This window comes from Citrobacter sp. CK189 (genome assembly GCF_030333505.1).
GTDB lineage: Bacteria > Pseudomonadota > Gammaproteobacteria > Enterobacterales > Enterobacteriaceae > Citrobacter_B > Citrobacter_B koseri.
Window position 1 is genome coordinate 433051 of record NZ_JAOWFV010000039.1, and the last position, 21367, is coordinate 454417.

The following is a 21367-nucleotide window of genomic DNA, read 5'->3' on the forward strand; positions in this document are numbered from 1 at the left end:
ATCCCGACAAAGGAATATAAAAATGGCAGAGGGAAGAGAAAAGGGAAAGAGAAAATTCTAAGGCCAGCAGGGCTGCTGACCTCAACAATTAGCGTTCAATGATCTGAGAGACTTCGTCACGATTGATTTGCATCGCGTTGCCTTGCTGATCGTGGTAGCTCACCAGACCCGTATCATCGTCAATTTCTGGTTTACCGTCGGTCAGAATCATCCGACCATCTTTGGTCGCCATTACATAATCGCTGCTACATCCAGAAACAGCAAAAGCCAGTCCTACAGCGGAAATCACAACTGCCCATTTTTTCATCCATTTATCCTCACGTGGCCTGCGTCTGATAATAGTCTAGTAATAACCTGAAGTTATGTCTGATAAAAGCAGTAAAATCTTAAACTGTGAGGAACGGGAGCGGCATTGCGGGTATTCGCTCCCCTTACAGGGAGCGAAAGAGTGAATCAGAGAGGGTTCTTTTTATTGCGCATCAGGTTCAGGCTCTCTACCGCGATAGAGAAGAACATGGCGAAGTAGATGTACCCTTTCGGAACGTGTACATCGAAACTTTCCAGAATCAGGGTAAAGCCGACCAGAATCAGGAAAGAGAGCGCCAGCATTTTTACGGAAGGGTGGCGGTCAACAAACTCGCCGATAGGGCGCGCCGCGAACATCATCACGCCGACGGCAATCACAACTGCCGCCATCATGATAAACAGATGATCTGAGAGGCCCACCGCCGTGATGACGGAATCAAGGCTGAAAATAATATCCAGCATCATGATCTGGACAATCGCGCCCAGGAAGGAGGAGACGCGCGTTTTCAGCCCTTCTTCCTCGCCTTCAATCGATTCGTGAATTTCTTTACTGGCTTTCCAGATCAGGAACAACCCACCCAGCAGCAGGATCAGATCGCGGGCGGAAATCGCTTCGCCGAAAACCTCGAACAGCGGGTTTGTCAGGCGTGTGACCCAGGCGATAGAAGCCAGCAAAGCCAGGCGCATTACCATCGCCGCCGCCAGCCCAAGGCGTCGGGCGTGATTCCGTTGCGCTGTAGGAAGTTTCGCCACCACCAGAGAGAGGAAAATAATATTGTCGATCCCAAGAACGATCTCCAGCAGCGTCAGCGTACCGAGCGCGAGCCAGGCGTTAGGATCGGTTACCCATGCAAATAACATCGAACAAAGTCCTGCCAAAAAAAAGAAGCGCTAATTATAGGCGCGCAATGCGGCAGGTGAAAGTCCAGTCTGTGCCTGTTAGCCCTGTAACAGGAAATGGCGGGCCAGCAGCGTGCGAGTGAAGTTCTTTTTCAGATAAAAGCCGCGCGGCAGCGTCAGAATGGTCTCTCCCTGCGCGCCAATTGCTTCGGTAAGGGCTTTGGCATTCGCCGCTTTTGGCCGCAGTTGTAAAAATTCGCCATGCCGGGCGGTGATCCGCTCAACCTGACCCAGCACAATCATGTCCATCAACTCTTCCCAGTCGAGGCGAAGCTGCTGGTCTTCTTCTTCATTTGGGCTCCACAGCAGTGGGGAACCGACGCGCCGATCGGCTAACGGAATACTGCGATCCCCCTCTACGGGAACCCATAACACACGTTTTAATTTGTGGCGGACGTGACTTGTTTCCCACGTCACGCCGCTGTTGCCGGTTAGCGGCGCGACGCAGACAAACGTGGTTTCCAGCGGGCGGCCAAGGCTATCGACGGGAATGGTTTTCAGCTCCACGCCAAGCGCGGCGAAATCTTGTTCCGGTTTGCTACCGGCGCTGGCGCCGAGCCAGATCTCCAGCAGCACGCCAATCCAGCCTTTATCCCGCTTCAAATCTTTGGGGGCCACTAAACCGGCCAGCGCCGCCAGTTCGCCCAGCGAGTAACCTGAAAGCTGCTGCGCCTGGGCAAGCAAAAGGGCTTCAGATGCTGGCGGAGAAAGTAGCGGGCGGAGTCCGGGCATGATGTTATACCTTAGGCGAAAAAGTGAACAATGATTTTATACCGTATGAACAGAGTTTAACGATTTCCACACGCGATGTTCAATCGCATGATTTATATTGGTTTTTAGAATCTGATCCTGCAAGTTGCGCAACAGAGAAATGGGTTTTCCAAATCTGGTCACTGAAAATAAACAGGATCTTACACCATGTTATCCACAGAAAGATGGGATAACTGTGAAAAACCGCCACTACTGTTTCAATTTACAGCCTTGACGTGCGACGAAAATCGAATTTTTACACAAATTGTGCCTAACTTATTGGCACAATCTGTGGATAAAAGCGACGGTGGTTGATCTTTCATCAGCCTGACGATCTTCAATGTGATGGCTGTCACGATTTAGCACGAATGGTCGCAGGTTTTGCATTTAACTTAATGAATTTACGAGGCTATTTTTTAATGGTGTTTGCCGCCCAATTCAGACTGTTCCGGGTTTTCCCGTAGTAATTCCGTACTTCTTCACAACTATATCCACAGAAAAGGTGAATAAAATCGTCTGTGAACACACCTCTCTGTTTATAACTCGGCTATTTGCTGTGAGTTATTCAATTGTTATTAGTAGCGCGTACGCCTAACAGAGTGGTTTACCGTCTCTCTGGAGTGTGAAACAATCATTCATATATAAGGTTTATGTTGAGGTAGTCCGGTGATTGATGACGATGGCTACCGCCCAAATGTAGGTATCGTAATTTGTAATCGCCAGGGGCAGGTTATGTGGGCCCGGCGATTTGGTCAGCACTCCTGGCAATTCCCGCAAGGCGGGATAAATTCAGGGGAGTCAGCAGAACAAGCGATGTACCGGGAACTGTTTGAAGAAGTCGGGTTGAGCCGTAAAGATGTGCGGATACTTGCTTCTACTCGCAACTGGTTGCGTTACAAGTTACCGAAACGTTTGGTGCGTTGGGACACGAAGCCGGTTTGTATCGGCCAGAAACAAAAATGGTTTCTTCTGCAATTGATGAGCGCTGATGCGGAAATCAATATGCAAACCAGCAGCACCCCTGAGTTTGATGGCTGGCGCTGGGTAAGTTACTGGTACCCGGTCAGGCAGGTGGTGTCATTTAAACGCGATGTCTACCGCAGGGTGATGAAAGAGTTCGCAAGTGTCGTGATGGCGCTTCAGGAGAGTACGCCGAAGCCACAAAACGCACCTGCCTGGCGACGTAAAAGAGGTTAAAGCTACGCAAATTATGCTCACCCGCCTGCGCGAAATAGTGGAAAAGGTGGCCAGTGCGCCGCGCCTTAACGAGGCGTTGAATATTCTGGTCACTGATATCTGTCTTGCGATGGATACAGAGGTCTGTTCGGTCTATCTGGCCGATCACGACCGACGTTGTTACTACCTCATGGCGACGCGAGGGCTAAAAAAACCGCGTGGCCGTACTGTCACACTCGCATTTGATGAAGGTATCGTCGGCCTGGTTGGCAGGCTGGCGGAACCGATCAACCTTGCCGATGCGCAGAAACACCCCAGCTTTAAATACATTCCGTCAGTAAAAGAGGAGCGTTTCCGCGCTTTTCTGGGCGTGCCGATTATCCAGCGCCGCCAGCTACTGGGGGTGCTGGTGGTACAGCAGCGTGAACTGCGCCAGTACGATGAAAGCGAAGAGTCTTTCCTCGTTACGCTGGCGACCCAGATGGCGGCTATCCTTTCGCAGACGCAGCTAACCGCGTTATTTGGTCAATACCGCCATACGCGCATCCGTGCGCTGCCCGCCGCGCCCGGCGTGGCGATAGCGGAAGGATGGCAGGATGCAACGTTGCCGCTGATGGAGCAGGTCTACGAAGCCTCCACCCTTGACCCGGCGCTTGAGCGCGAGCGGCTGACCGGCGCGCTGGAAGAGGCCGCTAACGAATTTCGTCGTTACAGTAAGCGCTTTGCCGCTGGCGCGCAGAAAGAGACGGCGGCGATCTTCGATCTGTATTCACACCTGCTTTCTGATGCCCGACTGCGTCGTGAACTGTTTGCCGAAGTTGATAAAGGCGCGGTGGCGGAGTGGGCCGTCAAAAAAGTCATCGAAAAGTTTGCCGAGCAGTTTGCCGCCCTGACGGATGGCTACCTCAAAGAGCGTGCCGGAGATTTACGCGCGCTGGGCCAGCGTCTGTTATTCCACCTGGATGACACCATTCAGGGGCCGAACACATGGCCTGAGCGTTTTGTGCTGGTGGCGGACGAACTCTCAGCCACCACGCTGGCGGAACTGCCGCAGGACAGACTGGCCGGCGTCGTGGTTCGCGACGGCGCGGCTAACTCGCATGCGGCGATTATGGTACGCGCGCTCGGTATTCCGACCGTGATGGGCGCGGATATTCAGCCTTCGGTTCTTCATCACCGCACGCTGGTGGTGGATGGCTATCGCGGGGAGTTGCTGGTCGATCCTGAACCGGTATTGTTGCAGGAATATCAGCGGCTTATCAGCGAAGAGAATGAACTAAGCCGGCTGGCGGAAGATGATGTCAATCTGCCCGCGCATCTGAAAAGCGGCGAACGCGTTAAGGTGATGCTTAACGCAGGGTTAAGCCCGGAACATGAAGAGAAGCTGGGCAGCCGTATCGACGGTATCGGGCTTTATCGCACCGAAATTCCGTTCATGTTGCAAAGCGGTTTCCCCTCGGAAGAAGAGCAGGTGGCGCAGTATCAGGGGATGCTGCAAATGTTTAACGACAAACCGGTGACTCTGCGTACGCTGGATGTCGGCGCGGACAAGCAACTGCCCTATATGCCGATCAGCGAAGAAAACCCGTGCCTGGGCTGGCGCGGCATTCGTATTACGCTCGATCAGCCGGAGATCTTCCTGATCCAGGTGCGCGCTATGCTGCGCGCCAACGCCGCGACCGGCAACCTGAGCATTTTACTGCCGATGGTCACCAGCATTGATGAAGTGGATGAAGCGCGACGCCTGATTGAGCGTGCCGGGCGTGAAGTCGAAGAGATGATCGGTTACGCGATCCCCAGACCGCGCATTGGGATCATGCTGGAAGTGCCGTCGATGGTATTTATGCTGCCGCAACTGGCGAACCGGGTCGATTTTATCTCCGTTGGCACCAATGATCTGACGCAGTACATCCTGGCGGTTGATCGCAACAATACGCGTGTGGCCAGTATTTATGACAGCCTGCACCCGGGGATGTTACGTGCGCTGGCGATGATCGCTCAGGAAGCCGAAAAACAGGGGCTTGATTTGCGGCTATGCGGTGAAATGGCGGGCGATCCGATGTGTGTGGCGATCCTGATAGGCCTGGGATTCCGCCATCTGTCGATGAATGGTCGCTCCGTCGCGCGCGTGAAATACCTGCTGCGGCACATTGATTATGAAGACGCGCAAACGCTGGCGCAGCGCAGTCTGGAAGCGCAAATGGCGACGGAAGTGCGTCATCAGGTGGCGGCGTTTATGGAGCGCCGTGGCATGGGGGGCCTGATACGCGGGGGGTTGTGACAGGCGCAGTGCCCTTGATTGCCGGATGGCGGCGCACGCGCCTTATCCGGCCTACGGCGCGGTGCCGTCTGTTGGCCTGATAAGCGCAGCGCCATCAGGCAAAGGTGTTGCGCGGTCTGTAGGCCTGATAAGCGTAGCGCCATCAGGCAAAGATGTTGTGCCGTCTGTAGGCCTGATAAGCGTAAGCGCCATCAGGCAAAGGTGTTGCGCGGTCTGTAGGCCTGATAAGCGTAAGCGCCATCAGGCAAAGGTGTTGCGCGGTCTGTAGGCCTGATAAGCGCAGCGCCATCAGGCAAAGGTGTTGCGCGGTCCGTAGGCCTGATAAGCGTAAGCGCCATCAGGCATTCCTGGGATTGTCATTGATAGCCTATACAGATCTTTTACATCTTCCCGGCATCACCGATGCACCCCTTGTGCTATCATTCGCTCCTTTGGAGCGCCTGTGAACGGCTGGCGCGCATATCAATTGCTGTCTATTTTCAGCGAAATAACAAGAACTTGTGGTGACAGATGACCAGTAGCTATCTGCATTTTCCGGAATTTGATCCGGTCATTTTCTCAATTGGGCCCGTTGCGCTGCACTGGTACGGCATGATGTACCTGGTCGGTTTTGTCTTTGCAATGTGGCTGGCGATTCGCCGGGCAAACCGTCCGGGCAGCGGCTGGACCAAAAACGAAGTTGAAAACTTACTCTATGCCGGTTTTCTCGGCGTTTTCCTCGGTGGCCGTATTGGTTACGTTCTGTTCTACAACTTCCCGATGTTCCTGGAAAATCCGCTCTATCTGTTCCGCGTCTGGGATGGCGGCATGTCCTTCCACGGCGGCCTGATCGGCGTCATTCTGGTGATGGTGATCTTCGCCAGACGCACTAAACGTTCTTTCTTCCAGGTATCCGATTTTATCGCGCCGCTGATTCCTTTTGGTTTAGGCGCAGGGCGTCTGGGGAACTTTATCAACGGTGAGCTGTGGGGGCGTGTCGATCCGAGCTTCCCGTTTGCCATGCTGTTCCCGGGCTCTCGCGCGGAAGATATCGCGCTGTTGCCGTCAAACCCGCAGTGGCAGTCGATCTTTGATACCTATGGCGTTCTGCCTCGCCATCCGTCCCAGCTGTATGAGCTGGTGCTGGAAGGTATCGTGCTGTTCATTATTCTTAACCTGTTTATCCGCAAGTCGCGCCCGATGGGGGCTGTCTCTGGCCTGTTCCTGATTGGCTATGGCGCGTTTCGTATCATTGTTGAATTCTTCCGCCAGCCGGATGCGCAGTTTACCGGCGCATGGGTACAGTACATCAGCATGGGGCAGATTCTCTCTATCCCGATGATTGTCGCTGGTGTGATCATGATGGTTTGGGCTTACCGCCGCAGACCACAGCAACACGTTTCCTGAGGAACCATGAAACAGTATTTAGAACTGATGCAAAAAGTGCTGGATGAAGGCACACAGAAAAACGACCGTACCGGAACCGGAACGCTTTCCATTTTTGGTCATCAGATGCGTTTTAACCTGCGGGAAGGATTTCCGCTGGTGACGACGAAGCGCTGCCATTTACGCTCCATCATTCACGAGCTGTTGTGGTTCCTGCAAGGCGATACCAACGTCGCTTACCTGCATGAAAACAATGTGACGATCTGGGACGAATGGGCCGATGAAAACGGTAATTTAGGCCCGGTATATGGCAAACAGTGGCGCGCATGGCCTGCGCCGGACGGTCGCCATATTGACCAGATCACCACGGTCATGAACCAGTTGAAAAATGACCCGGACTCCCGCCGTATTATTGTTTCCGCCTGGAACGTCGGCGAGCTGGATAAAATGGCGCTGGCGCCGTGTCATGCGTTCTTCCAGTTCTATGTTGCGGACGGCAAGCTCTCCTGCCAGCTGTATCAGCGCTCCTGCGACGTCTTCCTGGGGCTGCCGTTTAATATCGCCAGCTATGCGTTGCTGGTGCATATGATGGCGCAACAGTGCGACCTGGAAGTGGGCGACTTCGTCTGGACCGGCGGTGACACGCACCTGTACAGCAACCATATGGAACAGACGCACCTACAGTTAAGCCGCGAACCGCGCGCGCTGCCGAAACTGGTGATCAAACGTAAGCCTGACTCTATCTTCGACTACCGTTTTGAAGATTTTGAGATTGAAGGCTACGACCCGCATCCTGGCATTAAAGCGCCGGTCGCTATCTGACCTGAGCTCATCCTGTCATAACCGACGCCTTTGCGCGTCGGTTTTTTTTACCCCGTACGCCATTCTTCGGCGCTGCTTCCCGAATTTTTGCAACGCGCTGTAATACGATAACTATTTCTCGTAACGCGCCGAATAATCTGCATTCTTGCCTCGTCATTTTCTCCGCCTCCGGCATACTGCCGCTATGAAAAAACAACAGGGCTATACGCTCATTGAAACAATGGTCGCAATGCTTCTTATGGTTAGCCTTAGCGCCACAGGGCTCTATGGCTGGCAGCGTTGGCAACAGCAGCAACGGTTATGGCAAACCGCCAGCCAACTGCGGGATTATTTGCTGCAACTGCGTGAGGATGCGAACTGGCACAACCGGGATCACATTGTTCAGGTCATCAGAGAACGCGGCGACTGGTGCTTTGTCAGCGCTGCTGCGGCGCAAGGTGCCTGTACGCCAGACGCGCCGTTTGTCTTTATTCCAGCATGGCGCGATATCGACGTGGTGGAGATCACCCCCTCGCTGGCGTTTTTTGGTCTGCGCAATACCGCCTGGGCCGGGCATATCCGCCTGAAAAACGCCGCGGGTGAATGGCGTCTGGTGGTTTCGTCCTGGGGGCGAATCCGGCTCTGTGAGGGACGCGAGGCCGAAGCATGTCGATGAACGAGCGCGGTTTTTCTCTGCTGGAGGTACTTATCGCGATGGTGATAAGCAGCATGCTACTGCTCGGCGCGGCACGATTTTTACCCGCGCTACAGCGTGAGATTCTACAGACCACGCGGCAGCTGTTGCTGGAAGATGAGATCTGGCAGCGTGCTTATACCGTGGCAAAACACCTGCAACGCGCGGGATATTGTCGGGGAAACTGCACAGGGAAAGGACTGGTGATTGCCGGGCAGGGGGAGTGCGTTATCGTACAGTGGGACGCCAATAATAACGGGCGCTGGGAGACTGCGCCGGGAAAAGAGGCCGAACAGACCGGGTTTCGTTTAAACAATAAAACGCTGGAAACACTGCGTGGGGCAACATCATGCGCAGATAAAGGGTGGGATAGAATGACCGATCCCGATACGGTACAGATTGAGGCATTTAACGTTGAGCGTCAGGAGATGCCCGGTTTTGCGCCGGTACTGACGCTGTCTCTTCGGGGGCGCAGTAAAGCGGCTTCTAAAACCGCTCTTGAGGCGCAATACAGCGTCACCGGGTTTAATCTGTGAAGCGTGAACGGGGTGTGTCTTCTCTGGCGATGGTGCTTTTGCTGCTGGTATTGGGCAGCCTGCTGCTTCAGGGGGCAAACCAGCAGCAGGCGAGCTTTTCCACTCTGGTGGCGACAGAAAGCCGGGCCTTGCAGCGTCAGGCGGTGGCGCAGTCGGCGCTGGAATGGGGAAGGATGCAGTCATGGTCGGCGCAGGCTGCGGTTGAGTGTCGGCAATACGCCACGCCGAATTCCCGCGTTTGCCTGCGTCTGCTCGCGAACAACACCGCTTTATTGATTGCGCAGTATGATGGCGCATCGGTCTGGCGCCTGGGTGCTCTGGAGGAAAGCGGCGTTGTATTTTCTCCGCATGGATGGAGCGATTTTTGCCCGTTGAGTGAGGTGGCGTTATGCCAGATACCCTGAACAGGCAGCGTGGTTTTAGTCTGCCGGAAGTGATACTGGCGATGGCGCTGCTGGTGATAACCGTCACCGCGTTATCGGGTTATCAGCGGGCGTTGATGACGAGTCTTGTCGTCAGGGCGCAATATCAACAGCTCTGGCAGTACGGCTGGCAGCAAACGGCGCTGTATTCATTTTCACCTCCCGAAAGCTGGCAGGCCAACCGAATGCAGACAACACAAGCGGGATGTGTCAGCATCAGCGTTAAACTCATTTCCCCTTTGGGCAGGCAAGGCCAGATGTCGCGCTTACATTGCCCGAAAAGTCAGTAGTCAGGAGTTGCTATGTTAAGGGTCTACCACTCCAACCGTCTGGACGTGCTGGAAGCGTTAATGGAATTCATCGTTGAGCGCGATCGGCTTGACGATCCCTTTGAACCCGAAATTGTGTTGGTTCAAAGTACCGGTATGGCGCAGTGGCTGCAAATGACCCTTTCGCAGAAATTTGGTATCGCCGCGAATATCGATTTTCCGCTACCCGCGAGTTTTATCTGGGATATGTTTGTACGCGTGCTGCCTGATATCCCGAAAGAGAGCGCGTTCAGCAAGCAAAACATGAGCTGGAAGCTGATGACGCTGCTGCCGCAACTGCTGGAGCGTGAGGATTTTACGCTACTGCGCCACTATCTGACGGACGACGCTGACAAGCGCAAGCTATTCCAGCTTTCCTCGCGTGCCGCCGATCTTTTCGATCAGTATCTGGTCTATCGCCCCGACTGGCTTACCCAGTGGGAGGCGGGGCAGATGGTTGACGGGTTAGGGGAGGCTCAGATCTGGCAGGCGCCGCTGTGGAAGGCGTTGGTGGAATACACGGCTGAACTGGGGCAGCCGCGCTGGCACCGTGCGAATGTGTATCAGCGTTTTATCCAGACGCTGGAAAATGCGACAACCAGCCCGACGGGGCTGCCTTCGCGCGTCTTTATTTGTGGTATTTCCGCGCTGCCGCCGGTGTATCTCCGGGCCTTGCAGGCGCTGGGAAAGCACATCGAAATCCATCTGCTGTTCACTAACCCCTGTCGTTATTACTGGGGGGATATCAGAGACCCTGCCTGGCTGGTAAAACTGGTGGCTCGTCAGCGTCGTCACAGCTTTGAGGAGCGCGACTTACCGCTGTTTCGCGATAACCAACGCGCCGGGGAGTTATTTAATAGCGACGGCGAGCAGGATGTCGGGAACCCGATGCTGGCGTCCTGGGGGAAACTGGGGCGGGATTACATCTACTTGCTTTCCGAACTGGAAAACACGCAGGAACTGGATGCGTTTGTCGATATTCCCCCGGACAACCTGCTTCATAACATTCAGGCGGACATCCTTGAGCTGGAAAGTCGCGCCGTGGCTGGGGTGAACCTCGAAGAGTACGCCCGAAGCGACAACAAGCGTCTGCTTGACCCGAATGACGCCAGCGTGACCTTTCACGTATGCCATAGCCCGCAGCGTGAAGTGGAGATCCTGCACGATCGTCTGCTGGCGATGCTGGAGGCCGACCCGACGCTGATGCCGCGCGATATTATCGTCATGGTGGCGGATATCGACAGCTATAGCCCCTTTATTCAGGCCGTATTTGGCAGTGCGCCTGCCGAACGCTATCTGCCTTATGCCATCTCCGATCGCCGGGCACGTCAGTCGCATCCTGTTTTGCAGGCGTTTATCAGCCTGCTGTCGTTGCCGGACAGCCGTTTTGTCTCTGAAGATGTGCTGGCGCTGCTGGACGTGCCGGTTCTGGCGGCTCGGTTTAACATCAACGAAGAAGGGCTGCGCTATCTTCGCTTATGGGTCAATGAGTCGGGTATCCGCTGGGGGATTGATGACGACAACGTGCGCGAGCTGGCGCTTCCTGCAACGGGGCAGCATACCTGGCAATTTGGCCTGACGCGTATGCTGCTGGGTTACGCGATGGAAAGCGCGCAGGGCGAATGGCAGTCCGTGCTGCCTTATGACGAGTCCAGCGGGTTGATTGCGGAGCTGGTCGGACATCTGGCGTCCCTGCTTATGCAGTTGAACCTCTGGCGTCGCGGGCTGGCGCAGGCGCGTCCGCTGGAAGAGTGGCTCCCGGTTTGCCGCGACATGCTCAATGACTTTTTCCTGCCCGATGCGGAAACGGAAGCCGCGATGACCCTTATCGAGCAGCAATGGCAGGCGATTATCACCGAAGGGCTTGAGGCGGAGTATGGCGATGCGGTGCCGCTGTCTCTGTTACGGGACGAGCTGGCGCAAAGGCTGGATCAGGAACGCATCAGCCAGCGTTTTCTGGCGGGGCCGGTAAACATCTGTACGCTCATGCCTATGCGTTCTATCCCCTTTAAGGTTGTGTGTCTCCTTGGTATGAATGACGGCGTCTATCCGCGTCAGCTGGCGCCGCTTGGTTTTGACCTGATGAGCCAGAAACCGATGCGCGGGGATCGTAGCCGTCGCGATGATGACCGCTACCTGTTCCTTGAGGCCTTAATCTCTGCGCAGCAGACGCTCTATATTAGCTACATCGGGCGCTCTATTCAGGATAACAGCAAACGTTTCCCGTCAGTCCTGGTGCAGGAACTGATGGATTATATCGGGCAAAGTCACTATTTGCCGGGAGATGAAGAACTGACCAGCGATGAGAGCGAGGCCCGCGTGAAAGCGCATATCGCTCGCCTGCACACGCGGATGCCGTTTGATGCGCAAAACTATCTTCCCGGTGAACAGCAAAGCTACGCGCGCGAATGGCTGCCTGCTGCAAGTCAGTCAGGCGAGGCCCATTCTGATTTTGTACAGCCGTTGCCCTATGAACTCCCTGAGACGTTGACGCTGGAAAAACTTCAGCGCTTCTGGGCACATCCGGTGCGGGCGTTTTTCCAGATGCGGCTACAGGTGAATTTCCGCGCGGAAGAGAGTGAAATTCCCGATACGGAGCCGTTCATTCTGGAAGGGCTAACCCGCTATCAGCTTAATCAGCAGTTGCTTAATACGCTGGTCGAAGAAGAGGATGCCGGGCTTTTATTCCGTCGCTTCCGGGCGGCGGGCGATCTCCCGTATGGCGCTTTTGGCGAGATCCTCTGGGATACGCAGCGTCAGGAGATGCAGTCGCTGGCGGACAGGATTATCGCGTGTCGTCAGCCGGGGAAAAGTATGGAAGTTGATCTGCTCTGCAATGGCGTTCAGATCACGGGGTGGTTGCCGCAGGTGCAGGAAGACGGTTTGTTGCGCTGGCGCCCATCTTTAATAAGCGTTGCTCAGGGAATGCAACTTTGGCTGGAACACCTTGTCTATTGTGCCTGTGGCGGAAAAGGCGAAAGTCGTTTGTTCCTGCGTAAAGAGGGAGAGTGGCGCTTCCCGCCGTTAGAGGCTGAACAGGCGTTAACTTACCTCGCACAGCTGATTGACGGTTATCGGGAAGGGATGTCATCCCCACTGCTGGTTCTTCCTGAAAGCGGCGGCGCATGGATAAAAGCTTGTTATGACGCGGCGAATGATGCCATGTTAGATGATGCTGACACGCTGCAAAAAGCCCGGACGAAGTTCTTACAGGCTTATGAAGGTAACATGGTGATACGCGGAGAAGGGGATGATATCTGGTATCAACGGTTGTGGCGACAGCTGGAGCCGAAGACGATAGAGAGCATTATTTCTCAGTCTCAACGTTATCTGTTACCGCTATTTCGTTTTAATCAGTCGTGAGGGCTGTATAAAAATTGCGCAATTAAATGGCTTCATTTATGATGCGTTTTCTGTCACGGACTGATTTTACAATAAGAGATGCTGACTCGTTTAGTACACAGTTTTGTCCTGCTCAATAAGCGCCAGCGTCGCGCTCGCGCTTCACCTGAGCGGGAAAGAAAGTTAATGATGAGGTTCGTGAATGCCCCGCAGCACCTGGTTCAAAGCGTTACTGTTGTTTGTCGCCCTTTGGGCACCCTTAAGTCAGGCAGATACCGGTTGGCAGCCTTTGGCGGAAACCATCCGTAAAAGCGAGAAAGATACGCGTCAGTATCAGGCGATTCGTCTGGACAATGACATGGTGGTTTTGCTGGTATCCGACCCGCAAGCGGTGAAATCGCTTTCCGCGCTGGTGGTGCCTGTTGGATCGCTGGAGGACCCCGATGAACATCAGGGGCTGGCGCACTATCTCGAACATATGAGTCTGATGGGATCTAAAAAATATCCCCAGCCTGACAGCCTTGCCGAATACCTTAAAATGCACGGCGGCAGCCATAATGCCAGCACCGCGCCGTATCGTACCGCCTTCTATCTGGAGGTGGAAAACGACGCCCTGTCAGGTGCGGTCGATCGCCTTGCCGATGCCATTGCCGCCCCGTTGTTGGATAAAAAATATGCCGAGCGTGAGCGCAATGCGGTCAATGCCGAACTGACGATGGCGCGTACGCGAGACGGTATGCGTATGGCGCAGGTCAGCGCAGAAACCATCAACCCGGCGCACCCGGGTTCGCGCTTCTCTGGCGGCAATCTGGAAACTTTAAGCGACAAACCGGGCAACCCGGTTCAGCAGGCGTTGCAGGCGTTTCACGAAAAATATTATTCAGCGAACCTGATGAAGGCGGTGATTTACAGTAACAAACCGCTGCCGGAACTGGCGCGTATTGCGGCTGAAACCTATGGCCGGGTGCCGAATAAAAATATCAAAAAGCCGGAAATTACCGTGCCGGTAGTAACGGACGCGCAAAAGGGCATCATCATTCATTATGTGCCTGCTCTGCCGCGTAAAGTGCTGCGCGTAGAGTTTCGTATTGATAACAACAGCGCGCAGTTTCGCAGCAAAACCGACGAACTGGTGACCTACCTGATTGGCAACCGGAGCCCGGGAACGCTCTCCGACTGGCTGCAAAAACAAGGATTAGTGGAAGGCATTCGTGCGGACTCTGACCCGGTGGTTAACGGTAACAGCGGCGTACTGGCTATTTCCGCTACCCTGACGGACAAAGGGCTGGCGAACCGGGACGACGTTGTCGCCGCCATCTTCAGCTATCTCAATCTGTTACGTGAAAAAGGCGTGGATAAACGCTACTTCGATGAGCTGGCGCATGTGCTGGATCTCGACTTCCGTTACCCCTCTATCACCCGTGATATGGATTACGTCGAATGGCTGGCGGATACGATGATTCGCGTTCCGGTGGAACATACGCTGGATGCGGTGAATATCGCCGATCAATATGATGCGGCGGCGGTGAAATCACGCCTGGCGATGATGACGCCGCAGAATGCGCGTATCTGGTACATCAGCCCGAAGGAACCGCACAACAAAACGGCCTATTTTGTCGACGCGCCTTATCAGGTGAATAAAATCGACGACAAAACGCTCGCCGACTGGCAGCAAAAAGCGCAGGGCATTGCGCTGTCATTACCGGAGCTTAACCCCTATATTCCAGACGATTTCACGCTGATCAAACCGGAGAAGGAATATCCCCACCCGGAGCTGATTGTCGATGAACCGGATTTGCGCGTGGTTTATGCGCCGAGCCGTTATTTTGCCAGCGAGCCTAAGGCGGATGTCAGCGTTATTCTGCGTAACCCGAAAGCAATGGACAGCGCCAGAAACCAGGTGATGTTTGCGTTAAACGATTATCTCGCGGGGATCGCGCTCGACCAGTTAAGCAACCAGGCATCGGTCGGCGGGATTGGCTTTTCCACCAACGCCAACAATGGTCTGATGCTTAACGCGAACGGTTACACGCAGCGCTTGCCGCAGCTTTTCCAGGCATTGCTGGAAGGGTATTTCAGCTACACCGCGACGGAAGAACAGCTGGAACAGGCGAAATCCTGGTATGCGCAGATGATGGATTCCGCAGAAAAAGGGAAGGCCTACGATCAGGCGATTATGCCGGCACAGATGCTTTCTCAGGTGCCTTACTTCCAGCGTGACGAACGCCGTAAGCTGTTGCCTTCGATCACGCTGAAAGAGGTCATGGCTTACCGCGATACGTTAAAAGCAGGCGCGCGACCGGAGTTTCTGGTGATTGGCAATATGCGCGAAGCGCAGGTGAAAACCATGGCGCGGGATATCCAACAGCAGCTTGGCGCCAACGGTTCAGAGTGGTGTCGCAATAAAGACGTACTGGTGGATAAAAAGCAGTCGGTCATCTTTGAGAAGGCAGGGAGCAGCACTGACTCCGCGCTGGCGGCGGTATTCGTTCCAACCGGTTACGATGAATATGCCAGTTCAGCCTACAGCGCGATGTTAGGGCAAATCGTTCAGCCGTGGTTCTATAATCAGTTGCGTACTGAAGAACAGTTAGGCTATGCGGTGTTCGCTTTCCCGATGAGCGTCGGGCGTCAGTGGGGGATGGGTTTCCTGCTGCAAAGCAGCGACAAGCAACCGTCTTATCTCTGGGAGCGTTACAAAGCATTCTTCCCAACGGCGGAAGCGAAGCTGCGGGCGATGACGCCGGAAGAGTTTGCGCAAATTCAGCAGGCGATCATCGCGCAGATGTTGCAAGCGCCGCAAACGCTGGGCGAAGAGGCGTCGAAATTAAGCAAAGATTTCGATCGCGGCAATATGCGCTTTGATTCACGTGATAAAATCGTGGCTCAGATTAAACTGCTGACGCCGCAAAAACTTGCCGATTTCTTCCATCAGGCGGTGGTTGAGCCGCAAGGCATGGCGATACTGTCACAGGTTTCCGGCAGTCAGAACGGGAAAGCAGAGTACGTGCGCCCGGAAGGCTGGAAAGTGTGGGAGAACGTCAGCGCGTTGCAGCAAACCTTACCCCTGATGAGTGAAAAGAATGAATGATGCCGCTGAGTCCCTTGATCCTTTACGCTTGCCCCTCACGGGCGAGCGTCTGATTGAAGCCTCTGCGGGCACTGGCAAAACGTTTACTATCGCCGCGTTGTATCTGCGCCTGCTGCTCGGATTGGGCGGCTCTGCCGCCTTTCCCCGACCGCTGACCGTGGAAGAACTGTTGGTCGTGACGTTTACCGAGGCGGCCACCGAAGAGTTACGCGGCCGCATCCGCAGCAACATCCATGAACTGCGCATCGCCTGTCTGCGTGAAACTACCGATAACCCGTTATATGCTCGCCTGCTGGAAGAGATCGAGGATAAAAAGCAGGCGGCGCAGTGGTTACTGTTGGCGGAAAGACAGATGGATGAGGCGGCGGTATTCACCATCCACGGTTTTTGCCAGCGCATGCTCAGCCTGAATGCGTTTGAGTCCGGCATGTTGTTCGAGCAACAATTAATCGAAGATGAATCCCTTCTGCGCTATCAGGCCTGCGCCGACTTCTGGCGGCGTCACTGTTATCCGCTGCCGCGCGAAATTGCCCAGGTTGTCTTTGAAGCGTGGAAAGGCCCCCGGGCGCTACTGAAAGATATCGATCGTTATTTGCAGGGCGAAGCGCCGGTCATCAAAGCACCGCCGCCGTCAGACGAGACGCTGGCGTCTCGCCACGAACACATTTTGTCGCGTATTAACGCCCTGAAGCAGCAATGGTGCGCGTCCGTTGATGAACTGGATGGGGTGATAGAGTCGTCGGGAATCGATCGCAGAAAATTCAATCGCGGCAACCAGACGAAATGGATCGAGAAGATCACGGCGTGGGCGCAGGCGGAAACGCAAACCTATCAATTACCCGACGCGCTGGAGAAATTCTCCCGGCGATTCCTGGAAGAGAGAACTAAAGCGGGCGGCATAACCCCGCAGCATCCGCTGTTTGTCGCCATTGAGGAACTGCTGGCTGAACCGTTGACGATAAAAGATCTGCTGATCACCCGTGCGCTGGCAGAAATCCGCGAGACGGTTGCGCAGGAAAAACAACGCCGGGGTGAATTAGGTTTCGACGACATGCTGAGTCGTCTGGATGTTGCGCTGCGTAGTAATAGCGGCGATGCGCTGGCAAGCGCAATTCGTGGCCGTTTCCCGGTGGCGATGATTGATGAATTTCAGGATACCGACCCGCAGCAGTACCGTATTTTCCGCCGCATCTGGCGGCATCAGCCGGACACCGCGCTGTTGCTGATTGGCGATCCGAAACAGGCGATTTATGCGTTTCGCGGCGCGGATATCTTCACCTACATGAAAGCCCGCAGCGAGGTCAGCGCCCATTATACGCTGGATACCAACTGGCGTTCCGCACCGGGTATGGTCAACAGCGTGAATACGTTATTCAGTCAGATGAACGACGCCTTTATGTTCCGCGAAATTCCATTTGCGCCGGTTAAATCGGCCCAGAAAAACCAGTCGCTGCGCTTTGTGCTGAACGGCGAGACGCAGCCCGCCATGAACATATGGTTGATGGAAGGGGAAAGCTGCGGCATTGGCGACTATCAGAGTTACATGGCGCAGGTGTGCGCGACGCAAATTCGTGACTGGCTGAAAGCCGGGCAAACTGGCGATGCGCTGCTTGTTAGCGAGAAAACCTCACGCCCGGTTCGAGCCTCGGATATCAGCGTGCTGGTGCGAAGCCGCCAGGAAGCGGCGCAAATTCGTGATGCGCTGACGCTGCTGGCGATTCCGTCCGTTTATCTCTCCAATCGCGACAGCGTATTTGAGACGCTGGAAGCGCAGGAGATGCTGTGGATCTTACAGGCCGTCATGACGCCTGAGCGTGAAAATACGCTGCGTAGCGCGATGGCGGCCTCGATGATGGGGCTGACCGCGCAGGACATCGAAACGCTGAATAACGACGAAAATGCCTGGGATACGGTGGTCGAAGAGTTCGACGGCTATCGTCAAATCTGGCATAAGCGCGGCGTCATGCCCATGCTGCGCGCGCTGATGTCAGCGCGGAATATTGCCGAAAACCTGCTGGCGACGGCGGGAGGCGAGCGCCGCCTGACCGATATTCTGCACATCAGCGAATTGTTGCAGGAAGCCGGTTCGCAGCTGGAAAGCGAGCATGCGCTGGTGCGCTGGCTGTCGCAGCATATTCTTGAGCCGGACAGCAATGCCGCCAGCCAGCAACTGCGGCTGGAAAGCGATAAACATCTGGTGCAAATCGTCACCATCCATAAATCAAAAGGACTGGAATACCCGCTCGTCTGGCTGCCTTTTATTACCCATTTCCGCGTGCAGGATCAGGCGTTTTATCACGATCGCAATTCGTTTGACGCGGTGCTGGATCTCAGCCACGCCGAGGAGAGCGTTGAACTGGCGGAAGCAGAGCGTCTGGCGGAAGACCTGCGTTTGCTTTATGTGGCGCTGACCCGTTCGGTGTGGCATTGCAGCCTCGGCGTTGCGCCGTTGGTGCGTCGTCGCGGAGATAAGAAAGGCGATACCGATGTACACCAAAGCGCGCTCGGGTGCCTGCTGCAAAAAGGTGAGCCGAAAGATGCCGCCGGGCTTCGCGCCTGTATTGACGCGCTTTGCGGGGAGGATATCGCCTGTCGGACGCCAGCCGAACCGGACAGCGAACGCTGGCAGGTAACGGAAGCGTCGCGTGCGGCGCTAAGCGCCAGAGCGTTACGCCGAACGCCTGCCGACAACTGGCGAGTAACCAGTTATTCCGGCTTACAGCAGCAAGGCCATAGCGTCGCCCAGGATTTAATTCCGCGTCTGGATGTGGATGCCGCCGGGGTGGGGGATGTGGCGGAAGAGCCGGAGCTGACGCCGCACCAGTTCCCGCGAGGGGCATCGCCGGGTACATTCCTGCATAGCCTGTTTGAAGACCTCGACTTTACGCAGCCCGTTGACCCGGCCTGGGTGCGGGAAAAACTGGAGCTTGGCGGTTATGACGCGCACTGGGAGCCGGTTTTAACGCAGTGGCTGGACGCTGTTTTGCAGGCTCCCCTGACCGAACGCGGCGTGAGTCTGCGTCATCTTTCCGCCCGTGAAAAACAGGTGGAGATGGCGTTTTATCTGCCGATCGCACAGCCGCTTATCGCCAGTCAACTGGATGCGCTGATTCGCCGGTTTGATCCGCTCTCGGCGGGCTGCCCGCCGCTCGACTTCATGCAGGTTCGCGGCATGCTGAAAGGGTTTATCGATCTGGTGTTTCGCCATGAAGGGCGGTATTACCTGCTCGATTACAAATCAAACTGGCTGGGCGAAGACAGCACGGCCTACACTCAGGAGGCGATGGCCTCAGCGATGCAGACGCATCGCTATGACCTGCAATATCAGCTATATACGCTGGCGTTGCACCGCTATCTGCGCCATCGCATCGCCGATTATGACTATGAACGCCATTTCGGCGGCGTGATCTACCTTTTCCTGCGCGGCGTTGACCGTGAATATCCACGGCAGGGCATTTTCTCGACCCGGCCGGACGGCGAATTGATTGCGTTAATGGATGAGATGTTTGCAGGCGTTGTAGCGGAGGAGGCGCAATGACAATTCAGAAGCGGTTACTGGAGGCCGTAGAACAAAAGCTGTTGCGGCCATTAGACGCTCAGTTTGCGCTGGCGGTTGCCGGGCAGGACGATCCGTGCGTAACGCTGGCCGTTGCATTGCTCAGCCGCGATGCGGGGGAAGGGCATGTCTGTATGCCGCTTTCGCGCCTGGCGATAACGGAAGAGTCGCATCCGCTACTGGTCTCCTGGTTTAGCGAGAGGGACGCGCCTGAAGACTGGGCATCGTGTCTGCTGGCTTCCGGGGCGGTCAGTCGGGGAGAGCGGCCAACGCCGTTGATTCTGCATGAAGATCGCCTTTACCTGAACCGGATGTGGAGTAACGAGCGCACGGTAGCCCGCTTTTTTAGCGAGGTTAACCAGGCTATCGCGGTAGATGAACTGCAACTGACCCGTACGCTGGATGCGCTTTTCCCGCCGACGGATGACGTCAACTGGCAAAAAGTGGCGGCGGCCGTGGCGTTGACGCGCCGTATTTCCGTCATTTCCGGCGGGCCTGGCACCGGTAAAACCACTACCGTGGCGAAGCTGCTGGCCGCGTTGATTCAGATGGCGGACGGCGAGCGATGCCGTATACGACTGGCGGCGCCGACGGGGAAAGCGGCGGCGCGTCTGACCGAGTCGCTTGGCGCGGCATTGCGCCAGCTTCCGCTCACGGATGAGCAAAAAAAACGCATCCCGGATGACGCCAGTACGTTGCACCGGCTGTTGGGCGCACAGCCCGGTAGCCAGAGGCTGCGCCATCACGCGGGAAATCCGCTGCATCTGGACGTGCTGGTGGTGGATGAGGCATCAATGATCGATTTGCCGATGATGTCGCGGCTAATTGAGGCGCTGCCGCCGCACGGACGCGTGATTTTTCTCGGCGATCGCGATCAGCTGGCTTCCGTTGAGGCGGGGGCGGTGCTGGGCGATATCTGCGCCTGGGTAAATGCCGGATTTACCGCCGGGCGCGCGCAGCAGCTGAGCCGACTGACGGGAGGCCCCATTCCTGCGGGTGCAGGCACGGAGGCGGCCTCTTTGCGCGATAGCCTGTGTTTGCTGCAAAAAAGCTATCGCTTCGGGCATGATTCCGGCATTGGTCAACTGGCGGCAGCCATTAATTGCGGCGATAAAGCGGCGATGAAAACGGTCTTTCAGCAGGGATTCAGCGATATTGAAAAACGAACGCTACAGAGCAGCGAGGATTACGCCGCCATGCTCGATGAGGCGCTGGCCGGTTATGGGCGTTATCTGGCGCTTGTTCGCGAGGGCGCGGAGCCGGGGGCGATTATTCAGGCTTTCAATGAGTACCAGTTGCTGTGCGCGCTGCGTGAAGGGCCGTTTGGCGTTGGCGGTCTGAATGAACGTATCGAACAGGTTATGCTGCAAAAGCGCAAAATTCAGCGTCACCCGCACAGCCGCTGGTATGAAGGGCGTCCGGTAATGATTGCGCGCAATGACAGCGCGTTGGGGTTGTTCAATGGCGATATCGGTATTGCGCTCGATCGCGGCCAGGGGTTGAGGGTGTGGTTCGCCATGCCGGATGGCAGCATTAAGTCGGTGCAGCCCAGCCGTTTGCCGGAGCATGAAACAACCTGGGCGATGACGGTGCATAAATCGCAGGGATCGGAGTTCGATCATGCGGCGCTGATTTTACCCAGCCAGCGCTCGCCGGTTGTGACCCGTGAGCTGGTGTATACCGCCGTGACGCGCGCACGTCGTCGCCTGTCTCTCTATGCCGATGAACGGGTTTTGAGCGGGGCAATTGCGACGCGCACGGAGCGACGTAGCGGACTGTCCGCGTTTTTTAATAACGGGCTGTGAGGCAAGTTGCCGGATGGCGCCTGCGCTTATCCGG

16 protein-coding genes are annotated in these 21367 nt (G+C 55.6%); 13 read left to right on the forward strand and 3 right to left on the reverse strand.

Translation table 11 applies throughout. The features are described from left to right. Nucleotides 1-88: 88 nt before the first annotated feature. The 3 genes from ygdR to mutH form a co-directional block, all read right to left on the reverse strand. Entirely contained in the window at nucleotides 89-307 is a 219-nt protein-coding gene (ygdR, locus tag OGV83_RS17765; RefSeq protein ID WP_012134951.1) for a lipoprotein YgdR, read from the reverse strand. A 146-nt stretch (nucleotides 308-453) separates the two neighbouring features. Next, entirely contained in the window at nucleotides 454-1167 is a 714-nt protein-coding gene (locus OGV83_RS17770; protein WP_049012027.1) for a TerC family protein, read from the reverse strand. A 78-nt stretch (nucleotides 1168-1245) separates the two neighbouring features. Further along, a complete protein-coding gene (gene mutH / locus OGV83_RS17775; RefSeq protein ID WP_047461516.1) occupies nucleotides 1246-1938 on the reverse strand; it encodes a DNA mismatch repair endonuclease MutH in 693 nt (230 codons plus the stop codon). Nucleotides 1939-2124: 186 nt separating this feature from the next. Here mutH and OGV83_RS21665 point away from each other — a divergent pair, with 186 nt between their 5' ends. The 13 genes from OGV83_RS21665 (at nucleotide 2125) to recD (ending at nucleotide 21333) form a co-directional block, all read left to right on the forward strand. Next, a complete protein-coding gene (locus OGV83_RS21665) occupies nucleotides 2125-2271 on the forward strand; it encodes a hypothetical protein (RefSeq protein ID WP_047461519.1) in 147 nt (48 codons plus the stop codon). A 351-nt stretch (nucleotides 2272-2622) separates the two neighbouring features. Then, nucleotides 2623-3153 carry an RNA pyrophosphohydrolase gene (gene rppH / locus OGV83_RS17780; protein WP_024130909.1) on the forward strand — a complete coding sequence of 177 codons (531 nt, stop codon included), beginning with the start codon at nucleotides 2623-2625 and terminating at the stop codon, nucleotides 3151-3153. A gap of 13 nt (nucleotides 3154-3166) precedes the next feature. Further along, entirely contained in the window at nucleotides 3167-5413 is a 2247-nt protein-coding gene (gene ptsP / locus OGV83_RS17785; RefSeq protein ID WP_012134945.1) for a phosphoenolpyruvate--protein phosphotransferase, read from the forward strand. A gap of 510 nt (nucleotides 5414-5923) precedes the next feature. After that, entirely contained in the window at nucleotides 5924-6799 is an 876-nt protein-coding gene (gene lgt / locus OGV83_RS17790) for a prolipoprotein diacylglyceryl transferase (protein WP_286464232.1), read from the forward strand. A gap of 6 nt (nucleotides 6800-6805) precedes the next feature. Next, a complete protein-coding gene (thyA, locus tag OGV83_RS17795; protein WP_012134943.1) occupies nucleotides 6806-7600 on the forward strand; it encodes a thymidylate synthase in 795 nt (264 codons plus the stop codon). A 184-nt stretch (nucleotides 7601-7784) separates the two neighbouring features. Continuing rightward, entirely contained in the window at nucleotides 7785-8255 is a 471-nt protein-coding gene (locus OGV83_RS17800; RefSeq protein ID WP_200092713.1) for a prepilin peptidase-dependent protein, read from the forward strand. Beyond that, nucleotides 8246-8809: a prepilin peptidase-dependent protein gene (locus OGV83_RS17805; protein ID WP_286464235.1), complete on the forward strand. Its 564-nt coding sequence runs from the start codon at nucleotides 8246-8248 to the stop codon at nucleotides 8807-8809. The genes OGV83_RS17800 and OGV83_RS17805 overlap by 10 nt, the downstream gene beginning before the upstream one ends. After that, nucleotides 8806-9213 (forward strand): DUF2509 family protein, encoded by a 408-nt coding sequence (locus tag OGV83_RS17810; RefSeq protein ID WP_286464237.1) that lies wholly within the window; start codon nucleotides 8806-8808, stop codon nucleotides 9211-9213. Before OGV83_RS17805 ends, OGV83_RS17810 begins: the two co-directional genes overlap by 4 nt. Further along, nucleotides 9198-9521 carry a prepilin-type N-terminal cleavage/methylation domain-containing protein gene (locus tag OGV83_RS17815; protein WP_115614456.1) on the forward strand — a complete coding sequence of 108 codons (324 nt, stop codon included), beginning with the start codon at nucleotides 9198-9200 and terminating at the stop codon, nucleotides 9519-9521. Before OGV83_RS17810 ends, OGV83_RS17815 begins: the two co-directional genes overlap by 16 nt. Nucleotides 9522-9533: 12 nt before the next feature. Beyond that, the gene (gene recC / locus OGV83_RS17820) at nucleotides 9534-12902 is read left to right on the forward strand and encodes an exodeoxyribonuclease V subunit gamma (RefSeq protein WP_286464238.1); all 3369 of its coding nucleotides are present in this window, start codon (nucleotides 9534-9536) and stop codon (nucleotides 12900-12902) included. Between the two features lie 181 nt (nucleotides 12903-13083). Beyond that, the gene (ptrA, locus tag OGV83_RS17825) at nucleotides 13084-15972 is read left to right on the forward strand and encodes a pitrilysin (protein WP_047461534.1); all 2889 of its coding nucleotides are present in this window, start codon (nucleotides 13084-13086) and stop codon (nucleotides 15970-15972) included. Beyond that, complete coding sequence (gene recB / locus OGV83_RS17830) at nucleotides 15965-19510, forward strand: exodeoxyribonuclease V subunit beta (protein WP_286464240.1); 3546 nt, start codon at nucleotides 15965-15967, stop codon at nucleotides 19508-19510. Before ptrA ends, recB begins: the two co-directional genes overlap by 8 nt. Continuing rightward, complete coding sequence (gene recD / locus OGV83_RS17835; RefSeq protein WP_286464242.1) at nucleotides 19507-21333, forward strand: exodeoxyribonuclease V subunit alpha; 1827 nt, start codon at nucleotides 19507-19509, stop codon at nucleotides 21331-21333. The genes recB and recD overlap by 4 nt, the downstream gene beginning before the upstream one ends. Nucleotides 21334-21367 lie beyond the last annotated feature (34 nt).